Below are 23372 nucleotides of genomic sequence, written 5' to 3' on the forward strand. Positions count from 1 at the left end.
ACGGCACGCAGTGCTGCGTGCGGGGCCTGTGGCGGGGGGGCGCGCCCCGGGCGGGGGTCTACGGCGTCCCCGAGGGCCCCGGCCACGGGGGCGACCCGGCGCGCACCGACTACCTGGCCAAGGGCGGCGAGGGCAAGGTCGCGGCGGTCGACGCCACCCTGCTGTGCGACCGGTTCGTGCTGGCCGGCGGCGAGTTGAAGCCGGTGCTGGAGGTCCGCTACCGGCGCAGCCGGCACAAGGGCCGCCCGGACTCCGCCAAGGACAGCCTCGGCACGCAGGACATGGAGGGGCGGCCGTTCGTCGAGCCGACCCAGGAGCTGTCCTTCGTCCGCAACCTCTCCGAGGGCCGGTTCACCGCCCTGCTGGTGCCCACCGCCGTGCACGGCCGGGAGCGCTGGCAGCTCTTCGCGCACAACGACGCCACGGGCCGGATCGACGGCTTCAGCGTCGAGCGCGGCCGGGACGGCCTGTTCAGCACCCAGGGCACCCAGGCCTGGACCAGCCCGGACCCGCGCCACCGGGACGCCGTCTACGAGAGCGCGCCCGGCACCTGCCCGTTCACCGGCCGTCCGCTGGTCCCTGCGGCGGGCGGGGGCGGCCGGGCGGGGACGGCCCTGCGCTTCGACGGTGTCGACGACGTGGCCGAGCTGCCGAGCAGCGCCCTCGACCTGGCCGACTCCGACTTCACGGTGGAGTTCTGGGCCCGGCGCACCGCCACCGGCGGCCGCGAGGACTTCCTGATCGGCCACGGCGCCTCCAAGGGCGTCCGGCTGCGCACCCTGCACATCGGCTTCCGCCCGGACGACACCTTCACCTTCGCCTTCTTCCACGACGACCTGGACATCCCGCAGCGCACCACGGACATCGACTGGCACCACTGGGCCTGCGTCTTCGCCCGGGACACCCGTGAGCAGATCGTCTACCGCGACGGCGTCGAAGTCGGCCGCCGCACCACGGACATGCCGTACGCCGGCCTCGGCGGGCTCACGTTGGGGCGCGGCGCCCGCTCGTTCGGGCGCGGCGAGCTGGACGAGGTGCGGATCTGGCTCCGCCCTCGCAGTGGTCCGGAGATCGCCGCCGACCGCGGCCGCCGTCTGATCGGCAACGAACCCGGGCTGGCCGTCTACTACCGCTTCGACGAGGGCTCCGGCACCACGTTGCACGACCAGACCGACCACGGCCGGCACGCCGCGTTGAGCGGCGGCCCCGCCTGGGTCACCTCCGAGGCCCCCGTCGGCGAGGACTCCGGGGTGAGCCGCAGCAGCTTCGCCTTCGCCGGGCGCCGGGTGGTCTCCGGCCTGTCGGCGCTGCTGCACCACCAGCAGGAGGCCGCGCCCGCCGGCTACGACCAGACGTCCAAGCCGGTCAAGCGCCAGGCCAGGGTGCTGCTGGCCTGCACCACCGGCGGGCCCGACCCGGTGACCGGTCAGGCCACCGACGAGGCCTACGTCGCCACCCTGGACCTCGGCGTGGGCCGGGACGGCCGGCTGGCGCAGGTCCCGGAGGAACTGGCCCTGCCGGTGCTGGCCGCGCCGGAGTCCAGCGGGAACGTGGACGCGGCCGGGGAGGTGGACGCCCAGGTGGCCCGGCTGACCCGGGACATCGCCGCCACCGAGGCCGAGATCACCCGCCTCCAGCTGGAGACCGCCGAGACCCCGGACGTCGAGCGCCAACGCGCCGAGGCGCGCGCCGCATTGGAGAACGACGTCACGTTCTGGCGCTACCGGCTGCGGTTCAAGCTGCAGAAGGACGGCAAGGACCAGTACCTCGCCGTGCAGGGCGACCGCAAGGACAGCGTCACCCCGGTGGTGCGCACGGCCGACAAGCAAGCCGCGTCCACGATCTGGACCTTCGAGCCGACCGGCACCACGCTCAACGGGGTCGCCTGCTACTTCGTCAGGAACGCCAACTCCGGACTCGACATGAACGTCGACAACCGCAGTACGGCCGACAACGCCCCCCTGATCCAGTACCCCAGGGAGGCCGACAACGATTCCACCCACTTCGCGCTCGACACCTGGAACGGGCACAGCCTGGTCGGCCGCCGCAGCGGCAGGCCCATCGCGGCCCGGGACAGCCAGGGCGACCGCATCGTCCAGTACGACTACGCGACGGTGAACGCCTCCGGCGAGGGCGTCCTGGTCCTGGAGCGGATCGACAACTCGCTGAAGTCGAGTCCCGCCACCGACCGGCTGAACCAGCAGATCTCCGAACTCACCCAGCGCCTGGAGCTCCTCGCCACCAAGCAGGACCGGCTCACCCAGCTGCGCCGCGACCTGACCGCCCAGCAGGCCGGCCTCGCCGCCAAGCAGGAGGAACTGGGCCGACTCACCGGCGGCGTGCGCGGCTCCGACAACATCGCCCTGCCGGTGCCGCAGCTCGCCGTCGACCGCACCGGGCTGAGCGGCTCCGGCGCGCTGCTGGGCTTCGCCCGCGCCGCTGACCGCCCGTTCCTGCTGGACAGTGCCACCGGCAACGTCGTGCTCTACTTCCGGGGCGGCAACGGCCAGTTCTTCGCCGCGTACTACGACAGCCAGGTGCTGCGCTCCTCCCGGCAGCTGGCCGCCGGCGGGCGGACGGTCTCCTTCACGGCCCGGGACGCGAACACCGACCTCACCGCGACCGCGATCACCGTCGAGGCCGGGGACGGCCCGACGCAGGTCACCCTCACCGTCCGGCACGACGGCCAGATTGAGAAGTGGTCGCACCTGCCCCGCCGGGCCGAGGACTTCGCCGCCGTGGTGAACGGCGCGGCCGAGCAGCCCGTGACGATCGCCACCGTGCTGCGGATCGACGGCGACGTGGTGCAGTTCACCGAGGGAACCCTCGCCCCGCTGTCCGGCCCCGGCTTCGTGACCGTCGGCGGCCACGGCTTCCGCTTCGAGGGCAGCCACCCCGCCGGATCGAAGTCCCTGCGCCTGGGCGCGGGCGCGGACCAGGCCCTGCTGAAGCCCGGGATGAGCGTGCAGCGGGTGCGCTACGACCACCGCTGGTCCGAGTCCTCGCAGCCCGGCAGCGCCCTCGCGGAGGGCTCCCGGCTGATCACCGTCGATCCCGGGGGCCTGGCCGAACTGCCGCTGGGCAGCGCGGACGGCCTGGTGCGCGGCCACGGCGGGCGCTGGCGGGCCGACATGCCGGGCCGGGCCTACGCCTTCGACGGCAAGGGCCGCTTCCTGGCCCTGCCCGCCGGGCAGCTGCCCCGGGCGGCGACCCCGGGCGACCTCACCCTGGAGGCCTGGGTCAACCCGGAGCGGGTCGAGGGGCCGGTGCGGCTGCTGCACGCCAACGCCGGGGACACCCCGTACGGCCTCGGCCTGCTCGGCACCCAGGCGACCTCAGGGCTGGTCTTCGACGGCACGGACGACGCCGCCGTGGTGCCCGACGCCTTCGGCTTCGGCGACGGCGACTTCACGGTGGAGTTCTGGGCCCAGCGCACCAAGGTCGACAGCCGGCCGCACATGCTGCTCGGACACAGCGGCACCGAGGGGCGCGCCAACGAGACCCTGCAGATCGGCTTCCGCAAGAACGGCTTCTTCACGTTCGCCTTCTACGACGACGACCTGGACACCACCAAGCGGTTCTCCGACACCAAGTGGCACCACTGGGCCTGCGTCTTCCAGCGGGAGACCCGCCAGCAGGTGATCTACCTGGACGGCCAGGAGATCGCCCGGCGCACCGCCAACGCCCCGTACCGCGGGCAGGGCCGGCTCTCGCTGGGCACCGTGCTGTGCTGGCCCGGCGACTTCGCCGCCGTCCGGCTGGACGAGGTCCGGCTCTGGTCCAAGGCGCGTGGCGGCGACGAGCTGCGCGCCGACCAGGGGCGGCGGCTGAGCGGCAACGAGGCAGGGCTGCTCGGCTACTGGACGTACACGGCGCCCGCTCCCGGCACCCCGGCCGTCCTGACCGACCGCTCCGGGAACAACCGGCACGCCGAACTGCGCGGCATGCCGAAGCCCGTCCCGGCCCGCTCGCCGATCGCCGACGCCGGCTGCCGGGCCGTCGCGGCCGTCGGCGACCGCAGGGTGGTCAGCCGGGAGACCTTCCCGCTGCGCGAGTGGAGCCACCTCGCCCTGGCCTACCAGCAGTCCTGGGCGGTCGAGTTGAGCGGCGACGCCCACCTGGAGGTGCCGGACGACGACGCGCTGGACATCGCCGACGACCTCACCCTGGAGGTGTTCGCCCGCGTCGACCGCCTTGGCGAGACCCAGGGCCTGCTCTCCAAGGGCCGCACCGCCGACGGCATCGGCGGCAGCGTGCCCTACCGCCTGGCCGTCCTCCCGGACGGGCGGCTGGAGTTCGCCTTCGAGGAGCCCGACGGCCGGGCCGTGCGCTTCACCTCCACCGAGGGCGTGCGGGCCGGGCAGTTCCACCGCATCGCCGTGGTCCGCAAGGGCGGCCGCTCGATGCAGGAGCAGAAGGGCACCCGGCAGATCACCGCCACCGGCGCCGACGGCAAGCCCGTCACCCAGAGCGTCGAGCTGGTCGAGTCGCTCGCCGTGCGCGAGTGGCAGGACATCCGCTTCCACCTGGACGGCCGCGAGATCGGCGCCGGCCGCTACGAGGGCCCCGGGCCGCGCGGCAACGACGCGCCGCTGGAGCTCGGCCGGGCGCGCGAGGGCGCCACCGTCCAGCAGCTGACCGGGGTGCTCGCCGAAGTCCGGATCTGGGGCGCCGCCCGGGACGCCGCCCGGCTCGGCACCGCCGTCACCGCCCGCGACCGCGGCCTGGTCGCGCACTGGCGCTTCGAGGAGAACACGGGCAGCACCACGGCCGACGCCACCGGCTCGCACCCGGCCCGGCTGCGCGGCGCCCGCTGGGTCCGCAACCCCGACCCGCGCGGCAGCGTCTTCCGGCTGTACCGCAACGGCGTCGCCGTGGCCTGCGACCCGGCCGGCACCCCTGGCCTGCCCGCCACCCCGGGCCTGCCCGACACCGCCGCCTTCGCCGAGAACGGCGATGCACAGCTGACCCTGGGCGCGGTGCTCAAGCGCGGCAAGCCCGCCCAGGCGTTCGAGGGCGTGCTGGAGGAAGTGCGGATCTGGCGCACCGCCCGCACCCACGAGCAGCTGCTGGACAACCTGTTCACCCGGCTCAAGGGCGAGAAGGAGGACCTGGTCGCCTACTGGCCGTTCGACCGGGACTCCACCGAGGCCCGCACCGCCCAGGTCCGCGACGAGGGCCTGCGCGGCAACCACCTGGAGTTCGGCCCGGAAGCCAGCCGCCCGCGCACGGTGCTGTCCAGCGCACCGGTCTCCAACGACGCCGCCCAGGTCCGATCGGCCCTGGCCGGCCTGCGCACCCCGTTCCACCAGAGCATCTCGGCCGCCCCGGCGGTCGCCGAGTACGCCGACATGCAGTACGGCTCGCGCGGCGAGGCGTTCGGCGTCCTCAAGCGCGCCTACAGCTACCTCCAGGACGGCCGCTGGCACCTGATCACCGGCTACAAGGTCGGCGAGCTGGTCAGCGAGTGGGTCAGCCAGATCCAGTTCGACCCGCAGCTGATCGGCTACGTCGAGGGCGCCCCGCCGATCCCCTCGGAGAACCTCACCGCCGGCCTGACCGACCCGGGCAGCGACACCTTCGAGGGCGCCTCCACGGTCAAACTCACCGAGGCCGAACAGGTCGTCCGCTCGCTGTCCTCCGCCAAGGAGCGCAGCGTGGACGCCGCCTTCGGCTTCGCGCTCTCCAACGAGGTGGACGTCGACGTCTGGATGATCACCGCCCCGCTCGGCTTCGGCATCGCCAAGTCCATCGCCAAGGGCGGGGTCTCGGCGAGCGTGCGGGGCAACCTGGAGTTCTCCAACAGCTGGGCCGAGGACACCTCCGTCTCCCAGGGCGAGAACACCGCCCGGACCACCAAGGTCTCGCTCACCGGCCACTGGGAGGACCCGGGCCGGGTGCTCAACCCCACCGCCGGGCGGCGGTACGTCCCGGCCAACACCGGCTTCGCCGTCGTCCAGTCGCAGACCGCCGACGTCTTCGCGCTGCGCCTGGCGCACAGCGGCGCGCTGGTCGCCTACCGCATCCAGCCCAACCCGGACATCCCCAAGGACTGGAACGTCGTCCCCTTCCCGATCAACCCGCGCTACACCAAGCAGGGCACCCTGGACGGCACCGTCGGATTCGACGCCCGCGGCAAGGTCGCCGACCCCGACTACCAGGGGGCCCGCGACCGGGGCGAGTACAGCTACTTCAAGCCCCGCGAGGCGTACGCGCTCAAGCGCCGCATCCAGCGCGACCAGCAGCGCCTGCACAGCTACTACGACAGCGTCTCCACCGAGACCCACGCCCCCGACCCGCTCGCCCAGCGGGCCGGCCGGGTGCTCGGCGGCGCGATCGGCGCGGACGCCTCGCCGGCCCGCGGCCGGGACGCCACCGACAGCGCGACCGGGCAGGGCTTCTCCCGCCGCGACCTGGTCAACACCTACGTGTGGACGGCCGCCGGGGGCTTCTTCGCCGAGACCACCGAGACCACCGACGTGGTCAGCGAGACCACGGCCGGCTCGTACTCGCTCTCCGGTTCGGTGGGCACCTCGATCGGCACCTCCTTCCAGATCGCCGGCATCGGCATCGGCGCCCAGCTCGACGCCTCCGTCGGTGGCGGGATGACCACCACCCGGGCGCGCGGCAAGGAGGCCACCCGCTCCTTCGGCCTGGAGGTCGAGGTCGCGCCCAGCAGCAACCTCCAGAGCTACGACGGCGACCGCAACCCGGTCTTCGACCGCGACGGACAGCCCGTCAAGGTGCCCGGCAAGGTCGACGCCTACCGCTTCCTCAGCTTCTACCTCGGGGAGGACAGCGAGCACTTCGACAGCTTCTTCCACAAGGTCGTCGACCCCCGCTGGCTGGAGAACGGGCACGACCCCAACGCGGCGGCGCTGCGCCAGGCCCGCCAGTCGGACCGCAAGCCGCCGTGCTGGCGGGTCCTGCACCGGGTCACCTTCGTCAGCCGGGTCCTGCCCGACATCCCGCCGGCCGACGCGCCCCCGCTGGAGAAGGCGATGCGGCAGCTGGACGTGGAGAGCAACTACGAACTCGTCCGCCGCCTCGACCCGTACGTGAAGGGCGCGGCCACCGGCCTGCCCGAACTGGCCGAGGCCACCCGCACCACGTTGGCCCGGGAACTGCCGGAGCTGCTCCCGCACGCCGACGACGTGATCGGCTTCCTCGCCCAGTACTACGGCGTGGAGGCCTGAGCTCCGGGCCCCGGGACCTGGCACCTGGGCCCTGCACACGACCTGCCCGCTGATCGCCCCGGGGACGCGCCCGTCCCCGGGGCCTGGCCCGGCTCCGGGGCTGGGAATTGATGGTTGTTCAGCCTCATCGGCGAGGCGGCCGGTCGGTCCGGTCGACGACGCCTGTCAGGTCCGTTCGTTCGGCTGTCTCCTGCTCGGGGTGCTGCTCGTTCCCGAACCCGACGGGGCCGAGGACGTCGAGGCGTTTGCGGCTGCGCCGGGTGTTCCGGACGGCGTCGACGTCCTCGTCGGGGTGGCCAGGAGGATCGTGGCCAGGGTGAGGGCGGCAGCCAGCCAGGTGGTGGAGTGGAAGGCGTCGGTGAAGGCCTGGGCGGTTTCCGGGGAGGCGCCCGCGTCCAGCGGGGACGATGACGTGCCCGGGGGGAGGAGCAGTCGGTAGGCCACGGTGGTGACCGTGCCGAAGACGGCGATGCCCAGGCCGGCGCCGGCCTCGTAGGCGACGGACTCGATGCCCGCCGCCGCGCCCGCCTGGGAGGACGGCGCGGTGGTCATGATCAGGTTCGAGGCGACCATCTGGACCAGGCCGTGGCCGAACCCGATCAGGGCCAGTCCGAGCGGGACCACCGTGCCGGAGGCGGCCAGGACGTATCCGGTCGCCGCGAGCAGCAGGCCGGCGGGCACGCCCGCGCGCGGTTGTCCCAGGCGGGAGAGGAGCAGTCCGCCCACCGGCCCCGCCACCGTCGCGGCCAACGGCATCGGGATCAGGTACAGCGCGGCGGCCTCTGCCGACAGGCCCTTGGCGATCTGCAGGTACTGCACCAGTTGGAGTTCGAAGCCGACCATCACCAGTACCGGCAGCACCGAGGCCACCACTCCGGCGCGCAGTCCGGGCAGCCGGAACAGGGACAGATCCAGCATCGGGTGCGGCATCCGCTGCTGCCGTCGCACGAACAGCACCAGCGCGGTCAGGCCCGCCGCTGCTGGCAGCACCACCTCCGGGATGCCGACGCCGTCGTGGGTGAAGGCGATGATGGCGTAGGCGCAGCCCAGGAACCCCACCATCGAGAGCAGGGGCGAGGTGGCCTCCCACGGTTGCCGTTCGGACTCGACCTCGTTGCGCAGCAGCAGTGCCACGGCGGGCACGGCCAGTGCCACGATCGGCAGGTTGACCAGGAAGATCGAGCCCCACCAGAAGTGCTGGAGCAGGAAGCCGCCGGCCACCGGTCCCAGCGCCGAGGCGCCGGCGGCGACCGCGCTCCACGCTCCGATGGCCACCGCGTGGTCTCGGCCGTCGCCGAAGGTCTGCCGGATCAGCGCCAGCGTGGCCGGGATGATCATCGACGCGCCGATCGCCAGCAGTGCCCGGGCGCCGATCAGGGCCGGCGGACCGGGTGCCACCGCGCACAGCGCCGAGGCCGCGCTGAAGACGCCCAGTCCGGCCAGCAGCAGCCGCTTGTGCCCGATCCGGTCGCCCAACGGCCCACTGACCAGCACCAGTCCGACCATCAGGAGCGAGTACACGTCGACCGCCCACAGCAGTTCGGTCGGGGAGGCCTGCAGTTCGTGGGCGAGGGTCGGGACGGTGATGGTGAGGATGGTGACGTCCACGGCGGCGGGCAGGAAGCACAGCAGCACCACGGTCAGCACCAGCCAGCGCCGGGCCGTCCCGACCACGGGCAGCGTGCTGCTCACCGGCCGAGGTCCAGAGCCATCCTGGCTCGGTCGATCAGGTCGTGCAGTTCGGCGAGGCTGGGGGCGTAGAACATGCAGCTCAGTCTGCCAGTTTGAAGGTCCGTCAGCTCGGTCGGGACCACGCCCCGGTCGGCGTGTCGGGGCGAGGCCACGAGCGGTCCGAGCAGGCGCAGCACTTCCGGCAGGTACAGCCCGGCCGGAAGGCCGTAGAAGTCGTAGTTGCCGACCGCGTGGGTGTCGAGGTAGCCGGGGCCGATGAGGTGCTCGCCGAACTCGTGCACGTGACTCGACCCGGTACGGCGGGCGTTGAGGTCGTGCAGGTAGACGACGCCGTCGCGGGCGATCGCGTCGATGCCGAAGCGCCCGCGGTAGCCGCGCCGTTGCATCTCCTCGGCCAGCCGGAGTCCGCCCTCGGTCAGCGGGCGGTACCACCATGCGCGGCGCAGTTCGCGCGCGGTGACGTTGCCGCGCAGGTGCGTGGCGCCCTCGAACAGCATGTCGGTCGTGTAGCAGAGGTGGGGCGGGGCGTCCGCCGGCACCATGTACTCCACGGACGGGAAGGTGATGTCGCCGTGGAGGAACTCCTCGACGACCACCGGGTCCTCGTCGTAGAACGTGCTTCCGGCCAGGCGTTCGGCGATGTCGTCGTCGCCGGGCCGGAAGATCAGCAGGCCGAGGCTCGCCTCGCCGCGATCCGCCTTGACGATGCACGGCGTGCCGGTCGCGAGCATGTCCCGGACGGCGGCCGGCACGTCCTGCTTCCCGGCGCAGTGCGTGCCGGGCGGGATGCGGCAGGGTCCGTCGGTCATGCCGAGGTCGGTGGCCAGGTCGCGCAGGCCGGTCTTGGTGTCCAGCAGGTCGCGCAGGGACTGCTGCGGCGGGCTCTCCGGCAGTTCGGTCACCACGTCGTACCGGGTGCGCAGGGCTTCGGTGAACCGCCACAGGTCGGCGGTGGTGGTGTGCGGGATCAGCCGGAGTCTGCGGCCCGGCCCGGCGTGGGCGGCCACGGCGGCCATCAGCTCGGGATCGGCGAGCATGTCGGCGAACAGCGAGCCGGTGCGGCCCGCCGGGCTGAGGTTCACCACACCGTCGATCTCCAGGAACTTCCGCTGCCAGTCCAGGTCTCCGATCGGCTCGTAGGTGATGAGCATCTTGTCCAGCGGCCCCCAGAACAGCGCCTGGTCCTGCTGGGCGTAGCACTCCGACAGCAGCTCGTCGACGTCGTCGGCGCGGACGGCGAAGTCGCGCAGGGTGTCGACGGCGTTGCTCACGCAGAGGGTGGGTACGGTCACGGCTTCTCCTCGTGCAGATCGTGCAGAAGTCCGTCGCCCTGGGACACCAGGTCGACCGCGGCCGAGACCACGTGCCAGAAGAGCTCCTTGCCCAGGGCGGCGGTGGAGCCCGAAGTGCTGGACAGGACGCCCTGGTTGGTCGTGCGGCTCACGTCGGCGGGGTGCAGGTAGATCCCCGGGCGGGGCGGGTCGGCGTGGTCGGGCCGTGCGGGCGAGACCAGCTCCGGGCGGAGGTAGAGCATCAGGCTGGTCTCGGTGATCCCCGCGTGCTCGGCGTGCCACCCCGGAAAGAGCGGCACCCGCCCGGCCAGCCAGTCCGTGTCGACCAGGCTCCACCAGCTCAGCGCGATGAACTCCTTGCCCGCGGCCGCCGGTCGTCGGCCCACCTCGTCGAGGGCCTCGAAGAGGAACGGCTCGTTCTCGAAGTGGCCGTTGACGACCAGCAGTCGGCGCCACGGCAGGGCGCACAGCGACTCCAGCGCGTCCTCCAGGAAGGCCAGCAGGGACCGACCGCGCACGTAGACGGTGCCGGGGAAGGCCAGGCCGCCGCCGCTCTGCGGAAGCGACCGCGCCGCGATGGACTGCGTCGGCAGGGTCAGGGCGTTCAGCTCGTAGGCGATCTGTCGGGCGAACGCTTCGGCGAGCACGGTGTCCACGGACAGCGGCAGGTGCGGACCGTGCTGTTCGGTGGCTCCCACCGGCCACACCACGGTCCGCCCGGTGGTGGCCGCCAGGACGTCGGCGCTGCTCAGGTCGCACAGCTGCGGTCCGGCGCTGCGGGGGGTCATGGCCGCACCCGGCCGGGTCGGTTCGCGCCGGTGGCGGGTTCGAGGCCCCGGCCGGTGTTCCCGGCGTTGGTAATCCCGGCGTTGGCGTTCCCCGTCCCGGTGTTGTCCGTTCCGGTGGTCTCGGCCACGATCCGGGTGAGCGTGGGGTACATGTCGGTGTGCAGCGCGGTGTACACCTGGGCCACCACCGCGCCGACCGCCAGGTAGTCGTGCACGTCCCGGCCCGACTGCACGCCGCCGGAGGCCAGCACGGGAAGGGTGAACCCGGCCCGGCGCAGCTTCCACAGGGAGGCCAGCACGAGCGGCTTGATGCCCGGTCCGGAGTAGCCGAACACGCCGCCGAGTTGGAGGTCACCGGTCTCCGGGTGCACGGCGGCGGCGGGCAGGGTGTCGCTGATGGTCACCGCGTCGGCGCCGGCCCGGGCGGCGGCGAACGCCCGGGCGTGCAGGCCCTCCCCGCTGGCCAGCTTGACCGAGAACGGCACCCGCGTCGCAGCGCGGGTGGCCGCGGTGTAGGCGTGCACTCGCTCGGGGGTGTCGTCGAGGCCGTCCTCCTCGTTGAGGCAGGAGATGCCCAGTTCCAGTGCCCGGCAGCCCGTCGCCTCCACGCGGGCCGCCAACTCGGCGAGTTCCGCCGGGCTGTCGGCGTGCAGCGACGCGATGACCGGCAGCCCGTCCCTGGTCAGGTCGCGCAGGATGCGCACCCAGTGCTCGACGGACCGTTTGGAGTAGGTGGTGCTGTTGATCATTCCGGTGGGCAGCCTGACGAGGCGCTCGTCCAGGCCGATCGGCGGGTTGGGGTGGATGGTCTTGGTGACCACCGCGCCCGCGCCGGCGTCCAGCAGCCTGCGGATGTTGCGCTCCTGGTCGGTGAGCAGGCCGGAGCCGACCACGACCGGATTGGCCAGGTGCATCCCCAGCAGGTGGGTCGGGGCCGCCATGTCAGGCCGCCGCCCTGGTCCGGCCCAGCGCCGCGAGCACGCCGTCGACCAGCAGCGCCGGGTCCTTGGCGATCTCCTTGGCGGACAGGAACGTTGCGGCGGCGACCTGGGCGAGTCCCTTGAGTAGGTGGCTGGCCGACTCGGAGAAGGGCTGGTCGGTGATGCCCACGATGGGGCGGCCCAGCGCGCTGGCCCAGCCAAGTTCGATGTGCGTGCCGTCCGTGCGCAGCAGGGTGCCGTCGAGCACCGGCAGGACCGGCACGAACACATCGCATTCGCGCATCCATGCGTAGTCGCGCACGGACACCTCCTCGGGGGTGAACGAAGCGGTGTCGGCACCGAATCGTTCGGCCACGTGCGCGGACAGCACGGTGGCGCCGGCCTGCCGCGACTGGTCGATGGTCAGTCTCAGGAAATCGTGGATCGGCGCCGCCATCCCGCCGGGCACCAAGGCGTGCTGGATCGGGCCGCCGACGAACACGGTGACGCCGCGCAGGGCGTCGGGGGTGACTTTCATGGCGTTTCGAAGCTCCTTCGAAGGAGTCTGCCGACAGCCGCGCAAGGAGGCGGACTTCGGTCGGCAGGAAGCAGAAATGGTCAGCGCTATCGACAGAAGTGGTCAGCGCCATCGGATGGTGCGCTCGCAGTGAACGGGGAGGAAGCCGGGGGTGAGGCCTGACGCTGCCACCGGGGAGCCCGATGGCGTTCCCGTTCCCGCGCTCTGTGTCCATCCGGACAAAGGGACGACCTCAGGCTAGTTCGGGATGATTCACCAGGACAAGAAGCATATGCGCCAGACGGAGATGCGTCTCAAATTGCACAAAAGGTGCATAGCTGCCGCTCGGCTGTCGATCGCGGCCCGCTCGGGAGGCGCGTTGCGGGCCGGTTTTCGCGGGTGTACGGACCGTGTGCTCGGAAATGGCCGAATCGCCGTCGAACTAACGTGCAAAAGAATTGTCGAATCCGGTGTTCGAAGGTGCGTGGCGGGTAAATCGTCGACCATTGACAGGTGATAAGGCCTCGGCTAGCTTCGATAAAGCGTGAATGGCCGGCGCCGCCTTGTATTTCGATCGGCGTCGGCCCGCTTTCGGCCCGACCGTTTCCGCGATCCCACTCGCCTTTCCGCACGCCGGACGCCCGGTCGCCGCCTGTTCGAATGAACCCACCCAGAGGGGAAGTTCTGGTGAATCCTTTGCAGACCATCAAGCGAATTCTGCACTCCGAGGTGCTGGTGGAGGTGCCGATCGACCGGATGCGACTCGACGACAGGCTGCGCGAGAATTACGGCATGGACTCGCTCGGTTTCGTGGAACTGCGCGTGCAGTGTGAAGAGGCGTTCGACATCAGCATCCCCGACGAGGCCATCGCGGCGGGGGAGTTGTCCACCCTCGGCGATGTGCTGGCACTGGTCGAGCGGCTGTCGGGGGCCGACCACCCCCCGGCCACCGCGTGAGCACGGCCCCGGTCACCGCTGACGACCACCCCGGGGACCCGACCGGTGTGCTGTTGCGCGGCACGGACCTGCACCTCAACCACTACGGGGCCACCCGGCTCCCGTTCGCCTGCGTGGGCGGCAGCGGCCTGCACCTCGACGTGGTCGACCTGAGCCCGGAACGCCGGGGCAGGCGGCTGCGGTTGCTGGACGCCAGCGGCGGCTACGCCAGCGCCACCCTGGGCGGCGACCACCCCGTCGTACGAGCGGCGCTCGCGCGCAGCACCGGAGTCGGCAACGTCACCGACGAACTGGGCTCGCTGGAAAGGGCGGAGCTCCTCGACCGGCTCTTCGGCCCCGGCGGGCTGTGGACCGACCACTTCCCCGCGGGGCGGTACCACGTCAGCGGACGCAACTCCGGCTCGGAGGGCAACGAGTTGGCGCTGCGGCTGGTGCTGGAGTCCCGCTTCGACGGCCGGCGGCTGTGCCACCGCCCGGGCAAGGAGCAGCGCGACACCATCCTGGCCTTCCACGGCGCCTGGCACGGCTGGACCAGTGGGCTGGTGCAGCTGCTCAACCGCAGGTACTACCGGGCCGGGCTGCCCGGCGCGGACACCGCCGGCCCGTACGGAGTCCGGGTCCACCACATCCCGTTCGGCGACCTCGACGCCCTGACGGAGTACTTCGCCGAGTCCGCCGACCGGCTGCTGGCCGTCGTGGTCGAACCGATCCAGGGCGACGCGGGCATCCTCGCGCCTCCGCCCGGATACCTGCGCGAACTCGCGCGGCGGTGCGCGGCCGACGGCGTGCTGCTGGTGGCCGACGAGGTGCTGACGTTCGCCAAGACCGGCAGCTGGTTCGCCATGCGCGACGCGGACGGACCGGTGCCCACCGACATCACCGTCATCGGCAAGTTCCTGGGCATGGGCACGGTGTCCACCTCGATGGTGATCGCCCGCAAGGAGCTGGCCGTCCGCTCCTCCGGCGCCGTGACCACCTCCGACCTGCGGCCACCGAACTGCGCGGTGATCCGCGACGGCATCGAGCACATCGAGACCGAAGGGCTGCTGCGACGCTCGGCCGACGTCGGCGTGGACCTGGCCAAGCATCTCGACGACGCCCTGGTGGGCCGCCACCCGGACGTGTTCACCGAGGTCCGCGGGAGCGGGGTCATGCTCGGCGTGGAACTGACCGCCGCGGCCGCGGACCGGATCGGCGCGCTGCGCCGGGAGTTGATCGAAGCGGGCGTGTACGCGGAGTTCATGGCGGGCGCGGGCAGACGCTCCGGCGGCCGGCGCTACATCCACCCCACCCTGCGGATCGTGCTGCCGCTGATCACCACCGGGACGCAGGCCGACGAGATCGTGGACCGGGTGGCGGCAGGCGCCCGGGCCCTGTGGTGAGCGCGGAGTTCCGCACCCGGGTCGAGCACGTCGACACCGACGCGACCGGGATCGTGCACTTCTCCCGCTACACCTCGCTGATGGAGACCGCGGGCACCGAACACCTCGAAGCGCACGGCGCGGGCCTGACCGCCTTCGGCGCGGCCGACGTCGACCTGGTGGTCGCCGACCTGCGGGTGACCTACCTCAACAGCGCCGTGTACCGCGACGTGATCATCGGGGACACCCGGGTCGACCACGTCGGCGCGGCCTGGTTCGCCCTCGCGGTACGTCTGCTGCGGGAGGAGCAGGACGGCACCCGCACCCCGCTGGTGGCCGGCGACCTCGTCTTCGCCGCCGTCGCCCCCGACACCCGGCGCGTGGTGCCCCTACCGGCACCGCTGCGACAGGCCCTGAGAGGAATCGTCCCGGATGCGACACCCGAACGAAACGGCACCCCCTCCCGTCACGGTCCGCGAGGCACGTCCGCTGGGCACCTCGGCCATCGCCGCCCTGGTGCGCGGACGCCACCCCCGCCTGTTCATCGACCGGGTTCTGGACCATGAGCCCGGCGTGTTCCTGCGCAGCATGTTCGCCGTCTCGGCGGAGATGGGCGCGTTGTCCGGGCACCTGCCCGAGCGCGGCCTGACCCCGGGGCTGATCCTGCCCGGCAGCCACACCATGCAGGCCTTCGCCCAATCCGGCGTCCTGCTCTACCAGTTGAGCAGCGATCCGCTCGCCGACGACGAGGTCACCCTGGTCGGCACGGTCAAGTCCCGATTCCTCGCCCCGGTCGTGCCCGGCGACCAGGTCGTGCTCGACGTCCGCGCGGACCGGCTGTCCGGCCCCACCTTCGCCTTCTCCGCCGTGGTGACCGTGGAGGGCCGCTCCGTCGCCGGGTTCCGCGGCGCGATGAGCCGGACGAAGGTCGACCCCGCGGCGGCCCGGCCGTGGTGACCCCGGTGATCACCGGACTGGCCTGGGACACCCCGCTGGGCCGGGACCAGGAGGCGGTGTGGGAACGGCTGTGCGCGGGCGACTCGGCGCTGGCGCCCGTCCACTCGCCGCACCCCTTGCGCAACACCGCCGCCGCCGTCATCGCGTCGGTGCCGTACGGGACCGGGGCGGGCGAGCGCCAGCGCGCGCTCGCCGGGCGGACGCTGTCCGCCGCGTTCGCGGACGCCGGCCTGTCCACCACCGACCCCGAGGTCGGCCTGGTCCTGGGCACCAGCTTCGGCGCCTGCCTGGACGAGGCGGAGCCGACGCTGCACGCGTGGGCCGACGACGCGGCGGCGGGCGTCGGGCACCCGGGCACCCCGGTCTGCGTCATGACCGCCTGTTCCGCCGGATCGGACGCGATCGCCGTCGCGCACGCCCTGGTGCGTTCGGGCGAGCGGCGGGTCTGCGTGGCGGGCGGGGTGGACGTGGTCACCGAGGCAAAGCGGCTCGGGCACTCCGCGCTGGGCACGATGAGCCCCACCGGACTGCGGGCCTTCGACCGGTCGCGCGACGGGATGCTGCTCGGCGAGGGCGCGGCCTTCGTGGTGGTCGAACACCCCGACTCCGCCCGGGAGCGCGGCGCCCGGGTGTACGCCCGGCTGCGCGGGGCCGGCGCGGCCAACGACGCCGCCGGGCTCACCGCACCGGACCCGTCCGGGCGCGCCGTGCTGCGCGCCGTCGAACGCTGCCTGGCCTCCGCGGGCCTGGCACCCGCGGACATCGCGGTGGTCAACGCCCACGGGACCGGCACCCCGCTCAACGACGAGGTCGAGGCGCGCAGCCTGCTGGAACTGTTCGGAGCCGACGGCCCGTTGGTGTTCGCCACCAAGGGGGCGTTCGGCCACAGCCTGGGCGCGACCGGGGCCATCGAGGCCGTGGCGACGGTCCTGGCACTGCGCCACCGACGAGTCCCCCCGGTCCTCGGGCTGCGCGATCCGGCGGCCCCGCTGCGGCTGGCCGCGGGATCGGCGCAACCCGTCGGCCCCGGCGCCGGACTGAGCCTGACACTGGGGTTCGGCGGGTTCAACACGTGCCTGCTGTTCGAAGGGGTGAGGGCGTGACACACGTGCCGACGGGCATACGGGTTCTGGGTTCGGCGACGGTGGTCGCCGGCGACCCGGACGAGTACGCGGTGAACAAACCGTCCTTCTACGCCGACCCGGCGGCCTGGCTGGTCGCCGAGACCGTGGACCGGGCACTGGCGGACTGCGCCGAACCCGTGCTCGACGACGCCGCCGACACCGGGATCCTGGTCATGAGCGCGACCGGGAGCGAACGGACGATGCGCCGCATCGCCGCCTCGGTGCCGAAGTCCCGGGTGTCGCCGCTGCGCTTCGCCGGAGCGAATCCGGGCGTGCTGGCCGGGCTGCCCGCCCTGCGCCACGAGTTGCGTGGTCCGTCCCTGCTGCTGGCGGCGCACCCCGACCGGGCCACCCCCGTCGCGTTCACGGTGATCGGCGGCTGGCTCGCGGACGGCCACGCCCGGCACGTGCTCCTGGTCGGCCTTCAACCCGCCACGGGAGAAGGGCAGTTGTGTCGCTGCCTGGTCCTGACCGGCGCCCGGGAAGACCGGTGAACAGCCTCACCCGGTCCGAGGTGGCCGACTTCCTGACCCGGGTCGAGGCAACCCCGGCCAGTACGGGCGGCGGCGCCCCGGCCGGGGTGGACGACGTGCTGGCGGACCTGGCCGGGCTGGGCCTGGCACCGGGCGACGCGGTCGTGCTCTGCCTCACCAACGGAGTCGAACTGCTGCGCGTGCTGCTCTCGTCGCTGCTGCTGGGCCTGGTGCCGCTGGCCGTGCCGCCGAGCACGCCGTGGCAGCGGGTGCGCGCGCTGGCCGGGCACGTCGGGGCCGGCGTCGTGGTGACCACCCGGCTGGCCGGCGCGGGGCCGCAACCGCCGGTGGGCGGCGCGTTCGCCGTGCCGACCGGGCACCCCACCACCCCGTACCGGCCGGGCGAGATCCTGCTGTCCACCTCCGGCACCTCCGGGATGTTCAGCGCGTGCGTGCACCGGGTGGCCTCGCTCCTGCACAACGCCCGCCTGCACGCCGGGGCCACGGGCATCACCTCGGCCGACACCCTGCTGGTGAACCTGCCGCTGTACTACTCCTACGCCCTCGTGGCGCAGGCGTTCGCCGCGTACGTGACCAAGGCGCGACTGGTGCTCGACGGGCCGCCGTTCTCGCCGGCCGGGTACCGCGACGCGGTCGCCGCGCGCGGGGTCACCCACTCGGCGGTGACCCCGACGATCGCCCGCCAACTGCTGGCCGACCCCGGGCTCGTGCCACGCGGCCTGCGGGCACTGGCGGTCGGCGGGGACCGGCTCGCACCCGCGGAGGTGGCCCACCTGCTGGCCGCGAGGCCCGCCGCGGAGCTGTACCTGACCTACGGGCTCACCGAGGCCGGACCACGCGTGTCGACCCTGGCCGCGCACGCCGAGCCCGCGCACCGGTACGGCTCCGTCGGCCGCCCGCTGCCGGGAGTGCGCGCGTCACTGCGCGAGGCGCAGGGCGACGTGGGCGAACTGCTGGTCGAATCCGGCACCGTACTGCTGCGCCGGGTCGGGCAGCACAGCGGCAGAGTCCTGCTGGGGCCGCGGACCATCGCCACCGGGGACGCCTTCTCGATCGACGACGGCTATCTGACCTTCCACGGACGCCTGTCGGACTTCGTGGTCCTGCGCGGCGAGAAGGTCTCACTGAACACCGTCCGACAGGCCGCGCACGCCATCCCGGGGGTCGTGCACTGCGTGCCCGAGGTGGTGAACGAGGACGGCACGCAAGTCCTCCACGTCCACCTGTCCGTCACCGGCGCCCTCCCCGGCGGCGAGAAAGCACTACGCCACCTCCTCAACTCCCAGCTGCTGCCCGCCGAACGCCCGCGCGCGGTGTTCGTCTCCACCGCCGACCCGGAGGCCTTCCGCAAATGACCCTCCGCCTCGGCTGGACCGTCCCGACGGCCCTCTCACCCGCCGGACTCCGTGCGTTCGCGGTGACCGCGGAGAGCCTCGGGTACGACCACCTGTCCGTCCCCGAACACCTGGTGTCCGGCGTTCCCGCCTACGAGAGCCTGACGCTGGTGGCGTTCCTGGCAGCCGTCACCACCCGGATCGAGCTGGCGACCGCGATGACGATCCTGCCGCACCGCCAGGTGGTGCTCGCCGCCAAGCAGGCCGCGCAACTGGCCCACCTCAGCGGCGACCGACTGCGGCTGGGCGTCGCCATCGGATCCGACCCCGCCGAGTCCGCCGCCCTCGGCGTCGCCCCGGGCACCCGTGCGGCACTGTTCGAGGAACAGGTCCATGCGCTGCGCCTGCTGTGGACGCGGCCGGACGCGGACTTCGCCGGCGAGCACGTCGCGTTCTCCGGCGTCACCCTCACCCCCCGGCCGCGTGCCGTACCCCTCTGGATGGGCGGCGGCACCCTGCGCACCGGAGGAAGACCCGGCTCACTGCGCCGGATCGCCACCCTCGCCGACGGCTTCACCATGTCCGGCCTGCTCGCCAACCGGGTCAACCGCGGTGCCACACTCATCGCCGAACTGCGGACGGCGGTGACCGAAGCCGGCCGCGACTGGAGCGCCTTCGGCATCGAGGCCCGCCTGCGCCCCGCCCCCGGCCGGCCGGACACCTGGCGCTCCCTCGCCGACGCCTGGCGGTCCGCCGGCGCCACCCACCTCACCGTCACCACCGACGACCTCTCCCTGCTGGCCCCACTGCACGCGGCGCTGACCGGGTAGCACGCCGGCTCGCGGACCTGCCGAGTCGTCGCGGCCGTCGCCCGGCTCGCTCTCCAGCCGGGCGAGGACGGCTGCCGCGGCGGGGGTGGCCGGGGTGTAGACGACGATGAACTCGTGGGCGTCGTCGGCCATCTGGAAGGCGTCCCAGGACAGCTCGACCGTTCCGGCGCGGGTGCGCAGGCGCGTGATGTCGTGGGTGAGTTCCATGATCGAGTGTCGGTCCCACAGGTCCGCGAACTCCGGGCTCTCCTGGCGGAGTCGGGCGATCTGCCGGGCGAACTCCGGGTCGTGCGGGCGCGCGGCGGCCTCGGTGCGCAGATAGGCGACCGTCTCGCGGGCCTTGGTCGGCCAGTCCACGTAGATGTCGCGCGCCCTGGGGTCGGTGAAGACGAGCCGGCCGAGCGTGCGCCGGGCTTCGGGGACGTCGGCGAAGTCGAGGAAGGCATGGGCGGCGAGGTGGTTCCAGGCGAGGATGGCGCCGCAGTGGCCGACCAGGTAGGCGGGGGTGCAGCGCATCGAGTCGAGGAAGAGCTGGACGCTGGGGCGCACCGGGCCCCGGCGACCGGCCGCCTGCCGGGGCGGCGTGGCCGGGCGGGCGAGCGTGCGCAGGTAGCGGTGCTCGTTGGCGGTCAGGCGCAGCGCGACGGCGACCGCGTCGATGACGGCGTCCGAGACCCGGGAGGCCTGGCCGCGCTCCAGGCGGACGTACTGGTCGACGCTGACGTTCGCCAGCGCGGCGACTTCCTCCCGGCGCAGGCCCTCGACCCGGCGGACGCCTTGCCAGGGGGGTACGCCGACGTCCTGGGGGCGCAGTCGCGTGCGACGGGAGACGAGGAACTCGCGTATCGCGGCCTTGGTGTCCACGCATGCATCGTGCGCGATCCCCGTGCCGTCGCACAGACACCAACCGGCCATGTTCCTTCACGCCTCCTGCACACGGCAACGGCCGGACCCAGGGCAAGTCTTGCCCTCCCCAGGCGCGCTGACTGAGCGTCATGCTCATTCCACCCGCACCGCCAGGGCGGGTCCCGTCAACGGAAGGGATCACGAACCATGACTGAGAGCGCCTGGGCCAAGCCGGAGATGAGGTCCGACGAGTTCGAGGCCGGCATGAGCTGTTCCTGCAGCTGCGGCGCCTTCTCCGGCGCCGGCAGCGGCCACGGGATCGAGGACCCCGCGGGCGAGTGACGGCCCTGCCGAGATCGGCACCGCTCATCACGTAGCCGGTCGGTGCCCGGCCTCCGGGCCGGGCACCCACCCCTGACGGCCGAGGTGGAGAATGAAACTGCTCGAACTCTGGGACGACCTGGTGGTTCCCGACGACCTGGTCTACTTCACGAACGGCGGGGACCGTCTGGTCACCAATCCGGAGCTGGCGGCCTGGTGCCTGATGACCGCTCCGGAAACCGACGTGATCCGCGCGCTCGCCGCCCCGGGCCGCCCGAGGGGCGCGCTGCCCGCGGACGCGGGCACCGCCGAACGCGCGCTGGCGAAGGCGGTCCTGAACTGGCTGGTCTACCTGCCCGGCCGGCGCCCCGTGGTCCGGGCCCCGGAGCCACGGCTGTCGATGGTCTACTACGCGATCACGGACGGCTGCAACCTGCGCTGCCCCTACTGCTACGCCTCCTCGGAGAAGGCCCTGCCCGGCGAGCTCAACACCGCCGAGTCGCTCGACCTCGTCGACCAGGCCGCCGACCTGGGGGCCCGGGTCATCGTCTTCACCGGCGGTGAACCCATGCTCCGCAAGGACCTGTTCACCGTCGCCGGGCACGCCCGGGAACGCGGGCTCGCCGCCAACATCATCACCAACGGCACCACCATCCGTCGGCTCGAAACCGCGCAGCGGATGGCCGAGGTCTTCAACCAGGTCACGGTCAGCCTGGACGGCGGCACCGTCGAGACGCACGAACGGACCCGCGGCAAGGGCACCTTCGCCCGGACGGCCCAGGGCCTGCGCCTGCTGAACCAGGCGGGCGTCACCCCGGTCATCAACCACGTGGTGACCCCCGAGAACGTCGACGTCCTCGACCGGCTGGCCGAGTTCGTCGCCGACCTCGACATCTCCCGGGTCCGGATGATGAACCACACCGACCTGGGCCGCGGTGCGACCGACGGCTTCGACTACGGCTGGGCGGACTACCAGAAGGTGCTGGACTTCTGCTGGACCCACCCGCTGGCCGGCAAGCTCCTGCCGGAGGGCCCGAAGGCGAGCAAACCCTGTTCGGTGAAGGGCAACTGCGGCATGGGCGGCAACGAGGTCTACGTCAACTCGCTCGGCACGGTCTACCCCTGCAAGCTCGTCACCGAGCAGGTCCACATCGCGGGCAACGTCCGCCGGCAGCCGCTGGCGGAGATCTTCGCCGCCCCGGTCCTCGCCGACCTGCGGGCCAACAACGTCTTCACCGGGGAGAACCTCCAGGACTGCCGCCGCTGCTACATCCGCGGTGCCTGCGGCGGCGGCTGCCGGGCCTACCACCTGGCCGAGACCGGCGACGTGCACCGCAACGGCCGCCACCTCTGCCGCATCCTGCGCCAGTCGATGATCGCCAGCCTGTGGAGCGCGAACGGCGTCCCGGGGGCCCGGCTCAAGGCCGGACGGGACGAGCTGTTCCGCCCGTTGCTCGTCCGGGACGACTCCCTCCACCCGGCGTACGAGGACTGGAAGACCCCCGAGCGCCGCCTGCTGCCGCTCGCCGACCGAGAGGACCGCCGATGCACTACCTGATCGACTCCGAAGTGGTCTGGACCCCGTCCCTGAACGAGGTGCGGCTCTACTCGGCCCGCAGCGGGGAGTTCCGCACCCTCAACCACACCGCCGCCGAGATCTGGCTGGAACTGGCCGAGAACCGGTCCGTCCCGGACGTGATCGCCGAACTCGCCCGGCGCCACAGCGCGGAGAGCCCCGCGCAGCGGGCACTGATCGCCAAGGACGTCCAGGAGTTCGTGGAACGGCTGCTTGCACAGGACCTGCTGGTGGCGGCGGACCAGGGTGACGCCCGTGTCTGAGGAACCGTCGCAGATCCGACTGCTGCGCAGCGCCCTCGCCGCCGTGGGGAAGGCACGGCTGAAAACCACGGGGCGGAGCATGCTGCCCACGATCGAACCCGGGACCGTGATCACGGTCCTGGCCCGGCCCCTCGACGAGGTGGAACCGGGGGACGTGGCGGTCGTCCTGCTCGACCGGAAGGTGATCGTGCACCGCGTGGTCGACCGGGCGGGCAGCCGGCTGCTCACCCGGGGGGACAACCTCCCGCTGGTCGACCCGGTGGTCGGGCCCGGGGAGTACCTCGGGGTCGTGCCCGCGTACCGCCGAGCGGTCACGCTCGCGGCCCTGGACCTGGCCAGGCTCGCCGCCTACCCCGACCGGGGGGCGGGCCGGACCCGGATCTGGCTCCCCGGCCCGGCCCCGGCCTACGCGTGGTGGCACCCGGCGATGCGCCGCGGCGACACGCCCGGCCTGTCGAGGGGCGACGCCCGACTGGTGATCAGCGTCTCCCCGCACGGCGCGCTCCCGGGGACCGCCCTCGACGAACTGCTCGCCGCCGCCGGCCGGCGCGACGTCGACATCCTGATCGGCCGGGCCGCCGGTCTCGCCCCGAACGGCCCGACGACCGGGCCCTCGGACGATCGGGCGACGCGGTCCTCGGACGGCTGCGGCGGACGGTCACCGCTGCGGCCCGGGACGGCAGACTTCCACGTCGGCCACGGCACTCTGTTGGAACCGCCGCGACTGGCCGACACCGTCGAGTTCGTCCGCGCACGCGTCGAAGCCGCCCGGGGTGCTGTCCCCGCCCGGAGCGTTCTTCCCGTCCGGGGCGCCCTCCCCGTGGGGGGCCGCGGCGCGCCCCGGCCGGCCGCGCGCGCGCGGCGGGGGGGGGGTTGAACCCCCGAGGCCGGGGGGGAAAGGGTC

The 23372-nt window shown here is 72.9% G+C and carries 18 protein-coding genes and 1 pseudogene; 13 read left to right on the plus strand and 6 right to left on the minus strand.

Going from position 1 to position 23372, the window contains the following annotated elements; all coding sequences use genetic code 11:
- Positions 1-17: 17 nt before the first annotated feature.
- Positions 18-7196: a LamG-like jellyroll fold domain-containing protein gene (locus ACFV6I_RS09190; RefSeq protein ID WP_380424057.1), complete on the plus strand. Its 7179-nt coding sequence runs from the start codon at positions 18-20 to the stop codon at positions 7194-7196.
- Positions 7197-7361: 165 nt separating this feature from the next.
- Here ACFV6I_RS09190 and ACFV6I_RS09195 read toward each other — a convergent pair whose 3' ends face one another.
- From ACFV6I_RS09195 to ACFV6I_RS09215, 5 genes are read right to left on the minus strand one after another with little or no spacing between them, the layout of a single operon-like run.
- Positions 7362-8888, minus strand: a complete 1527-nt coding sequence (locus tag ACFV6I_RS09195) for an MFS transporter (protein ID WP_380424058.1) — start codon at positions 8886-8888, stop codon at positions 7362-7364.
- Complete coding sequence (locus tag ACFV6I_RS09200; protein ID WP_380424059.1) at positions 8885-10180, minus strand: hypothetical protein; 1296 nt, start codon at positions 10178-10180, stop codon at positions 8885-8887. The genes ACFV6I_RS09195 and ACFV6I_RS09200 overlap by 4 nt, the downstream gene beginning before the upstream one ends.
- The gene (locus tag ACFV6I_RS09205) at positions 10177-10968 is read right to left on the minus strand and encodes a creatininase family protein (protein ID WP_380424060.1); all 792 of its coding nucleotides are present in this window, start codon (positions 10966-10968) and stop codon (positions 10177-10179) included. The genes ACFV6I_RS09200 and ACFV6I_RS09205 overlap by 4 nt, the downstream gene beginning before the upstream one ends.
- Positions 10965-11909 (minus strand): dihydroorotate dehydrogenase, encoded by a 945-nt coding sequence (locus ACFV6I_RS09210; protein ID WP_380424061.1) that lies wholly within the window; start codon positions 11907-11909, stop codon positions 10965-10967. Before ACFV6I_RS09210 ends, ACFV6I_RS09205 begins: the two co-directional genes overlap by 4 nt.
- A gap of 1 nt (position 11910) precedes the next feature.
- Positions 11911-12426 carry a nucleoside 2-deoxyribosyltransferase gene (locus ACFV6I_RS09215; RefSeq protein ID WP_063351995.1) on the minus strand — a complete coding sequence of 172 codons (516 nt, stop codon included), beginning with the start codon at positions 12424-12426 and terminating at the stop codon, positions 11911-11913.
- 666 nt (positions 12427-13092) lie between these two features.
- On the opposite strand from ACFV6I_RS09215, the gene ACFV6I_RS09220 reads away from it, so the two are divergent.
- Genes ACFV6I_RS09220 through ACFV6I_RS09255 form a run of 8 tightly spaced genes read left to right on the plus strand, consistent with a single transcriptional unit; the run spans position 13093 to position 19462 of the window.
- Positions 13093-13362, plus strand: coding sequence for an acyl carrier protein (locus ACFV6I_RS09220; RefSeq protein WP_380424062.1), 270 nt, complete (start codon positions 13093-13095; stop codon positions 13360-13362).
- Complete coding sequence (locus ACFV6I_RS09225; protein ID WP_380424063.1) at positions 13359-14744, plus strand: aminotransferase class III-fold pyridoxal phosphate-dependent enzyme; 1386 nt, start codon at positions 13359-13361, stop codon at positions 14742-14744. Before ACFV6I_RS09220 ends, ACFV6I_RS09225 begins: the two co-directional genes overlap by 4 nt.
- Positions 14741-15289 (plus strand): acyl-CoA thioesterase, encoded by a 549-nt coding sequence (locus tag ACFV6I_RS09230; RefSeq protein WP_380369219.1) that lies wholly within the window; start codon positions 14741-14743, stop codon positions 15287-15289. Before ACFV6I_RS09225 ends, ACFV6I_RS09230 begins: the two co-directional genes overlap by 4 nt.
- A gap of 7 nt (positions 15290-15296) precedes the next feature.
- The gene (locus tag ACFV6I_RS09235; protein WP_350876226.1) at positions 15297-15680 is read left to right on the plus strand and encodes a polyketide dehydratase; all 384 of its coding nucleotides are present in this window, start codon (positions 15297-15299) and stop codon (positions 15678-15680) included.
- Positions 15681-15685: 5 nt separating this feature from the next.
- Complete coding sequence (locus tag ACFV6I_RS09240) at positions 15686-16783, plus strand: beta-ketoacyl synthase N-terminal-like domain-containing protein (RefSeq protein WP_380424064.1); 1098 nt, start codon at positions 15686-15688, stop codon at positions 16781-16783.
- The gene (locus ACFV6I_RS09245; protein ID WP_380424065.1) at positions 16780-17298 is read left to right on the plus strand and encodes a polyketide synthase; all 519 of its coding nucleotides are present in this window, start codon (positions 16780-16782) and stop codon (positions 17296-17298) included. Before ACFV6I_RS09240 ends, ACFV6I_RS09245 begins: the two co-directional genes overlap by 4 nt.
- On the plus strand, positions 17295-18653 hold the full coding sequence (locus tag ACFV6I_RS09250) for a class I adenylate-forming enzyme family protein (RefSeq protein ID WP_380424066.1): 1359 nt from the start codon (positions 17295-17297) through the stop codon (positions 18651-18653). Before ACFV6I_RS09245 ends, ACFV6I_RS09250 begins: the two co-directional genes overlap by 4 nt.
- The gene (locus ACFV6I_RS09255; protein WP_380424067.1) at positions 18650-19462 is read left to right on the plus strand and encodes a TIGR03619 family F420-dependent LLM class oxidoreductase; all 813 of its coding nucleotides are present in this window, start codon (positions 18650-18652) and stop codon (positions 19460-19462) included. The genes ACFV6I_RS09250 and ACFV6I_RS09255 overlap by 4 nt, the downstream gene beginning before the upstream one ends.
- Positions 19463-19528: 66 nt before the next feature.
- Here the strand turns inward: ACFV6I_RS09255 and ACFV6I_RS09260 are convergent.
- A pseudogene (locus ACFV6I_RS09260) lies at positions 19529-20377 on the minus strand (helix-turn-helix transcriptional regulator); the annotation flags it as partial.
- 138 nt (positions 20378-20515) lie between these two features.
- On the opposite strand from ACFV6I_RS09260, the gene stsA reads away from it, so the two are divergent.
- The 4 genes from stsA to ACFV6I_RS09280 all read left to right on the plus strand — a co-directional run bounded on the left by stsA (position 20516) and on the right by ACFV6I_RS09280 (position 23345).
- Positions 20516-20650, plus strand: a complete 135-nt coding sequence (stsA, locus tag ACFV6I_RS09265; RefSeq protein WP_380424068.1) for a StsA family sactipeptide RiPP — start codon at positions 20516-20518, stop codon at positions 20648-20650.
- 91 nt (positions 20651-20741) lie between these two features.
- Positions 20742-22187 (plus strand): StsB family radical SAM/SPASM domain sactipeptide maturase, encoded by a 1446-nt coding sequence (stsB, locus tag ACFV6I_RS09270; protein WP_380424069.1) that lies wholly within the window; start codon positions 20742-20744, stop codon positions 22185-22187.
- Positions 22175-22468 (plus strand): PqqD family protein, encoded by a 294-nt coding sequence (locus tag ACFV6I_RS09275; RefSeq protein ID WP_380424070.1) that lies wholly within the window; start codon positions 22175-22177, stop codon positions 22466-22468. The genes stsB and ACFV6I_RS09275 overlap by 13 nt, the downstream gene beginning before the upstream one ends.
- The gene (locus ACFV6I_RS09280) at positions 22461-23345 is read left to right on the plus strand and encodes a S24/S26 family peptidase (protein ID WP_380424071.1); all 885 of its coding nucleotides are present in this window, start codon (positions 22461-22463) and stop codon (positions 23343-23345) included. Before ACFV6I_RS09275 ends, ACFV6I_RS09280 begins: the two co-directional genes overlap by 8 nt.
- Positions 23346-23372: the final 27 nt, after the last annotated feature.

Source organism: Kitasatospora sp. NPDC059803, assembly GCF_042732255.1.
Classification (GTDB): Bacteria; Actinomycetota; Actinomycetes; order Streptomycetales; family Streptomycetaceae; genus Kitasatospora.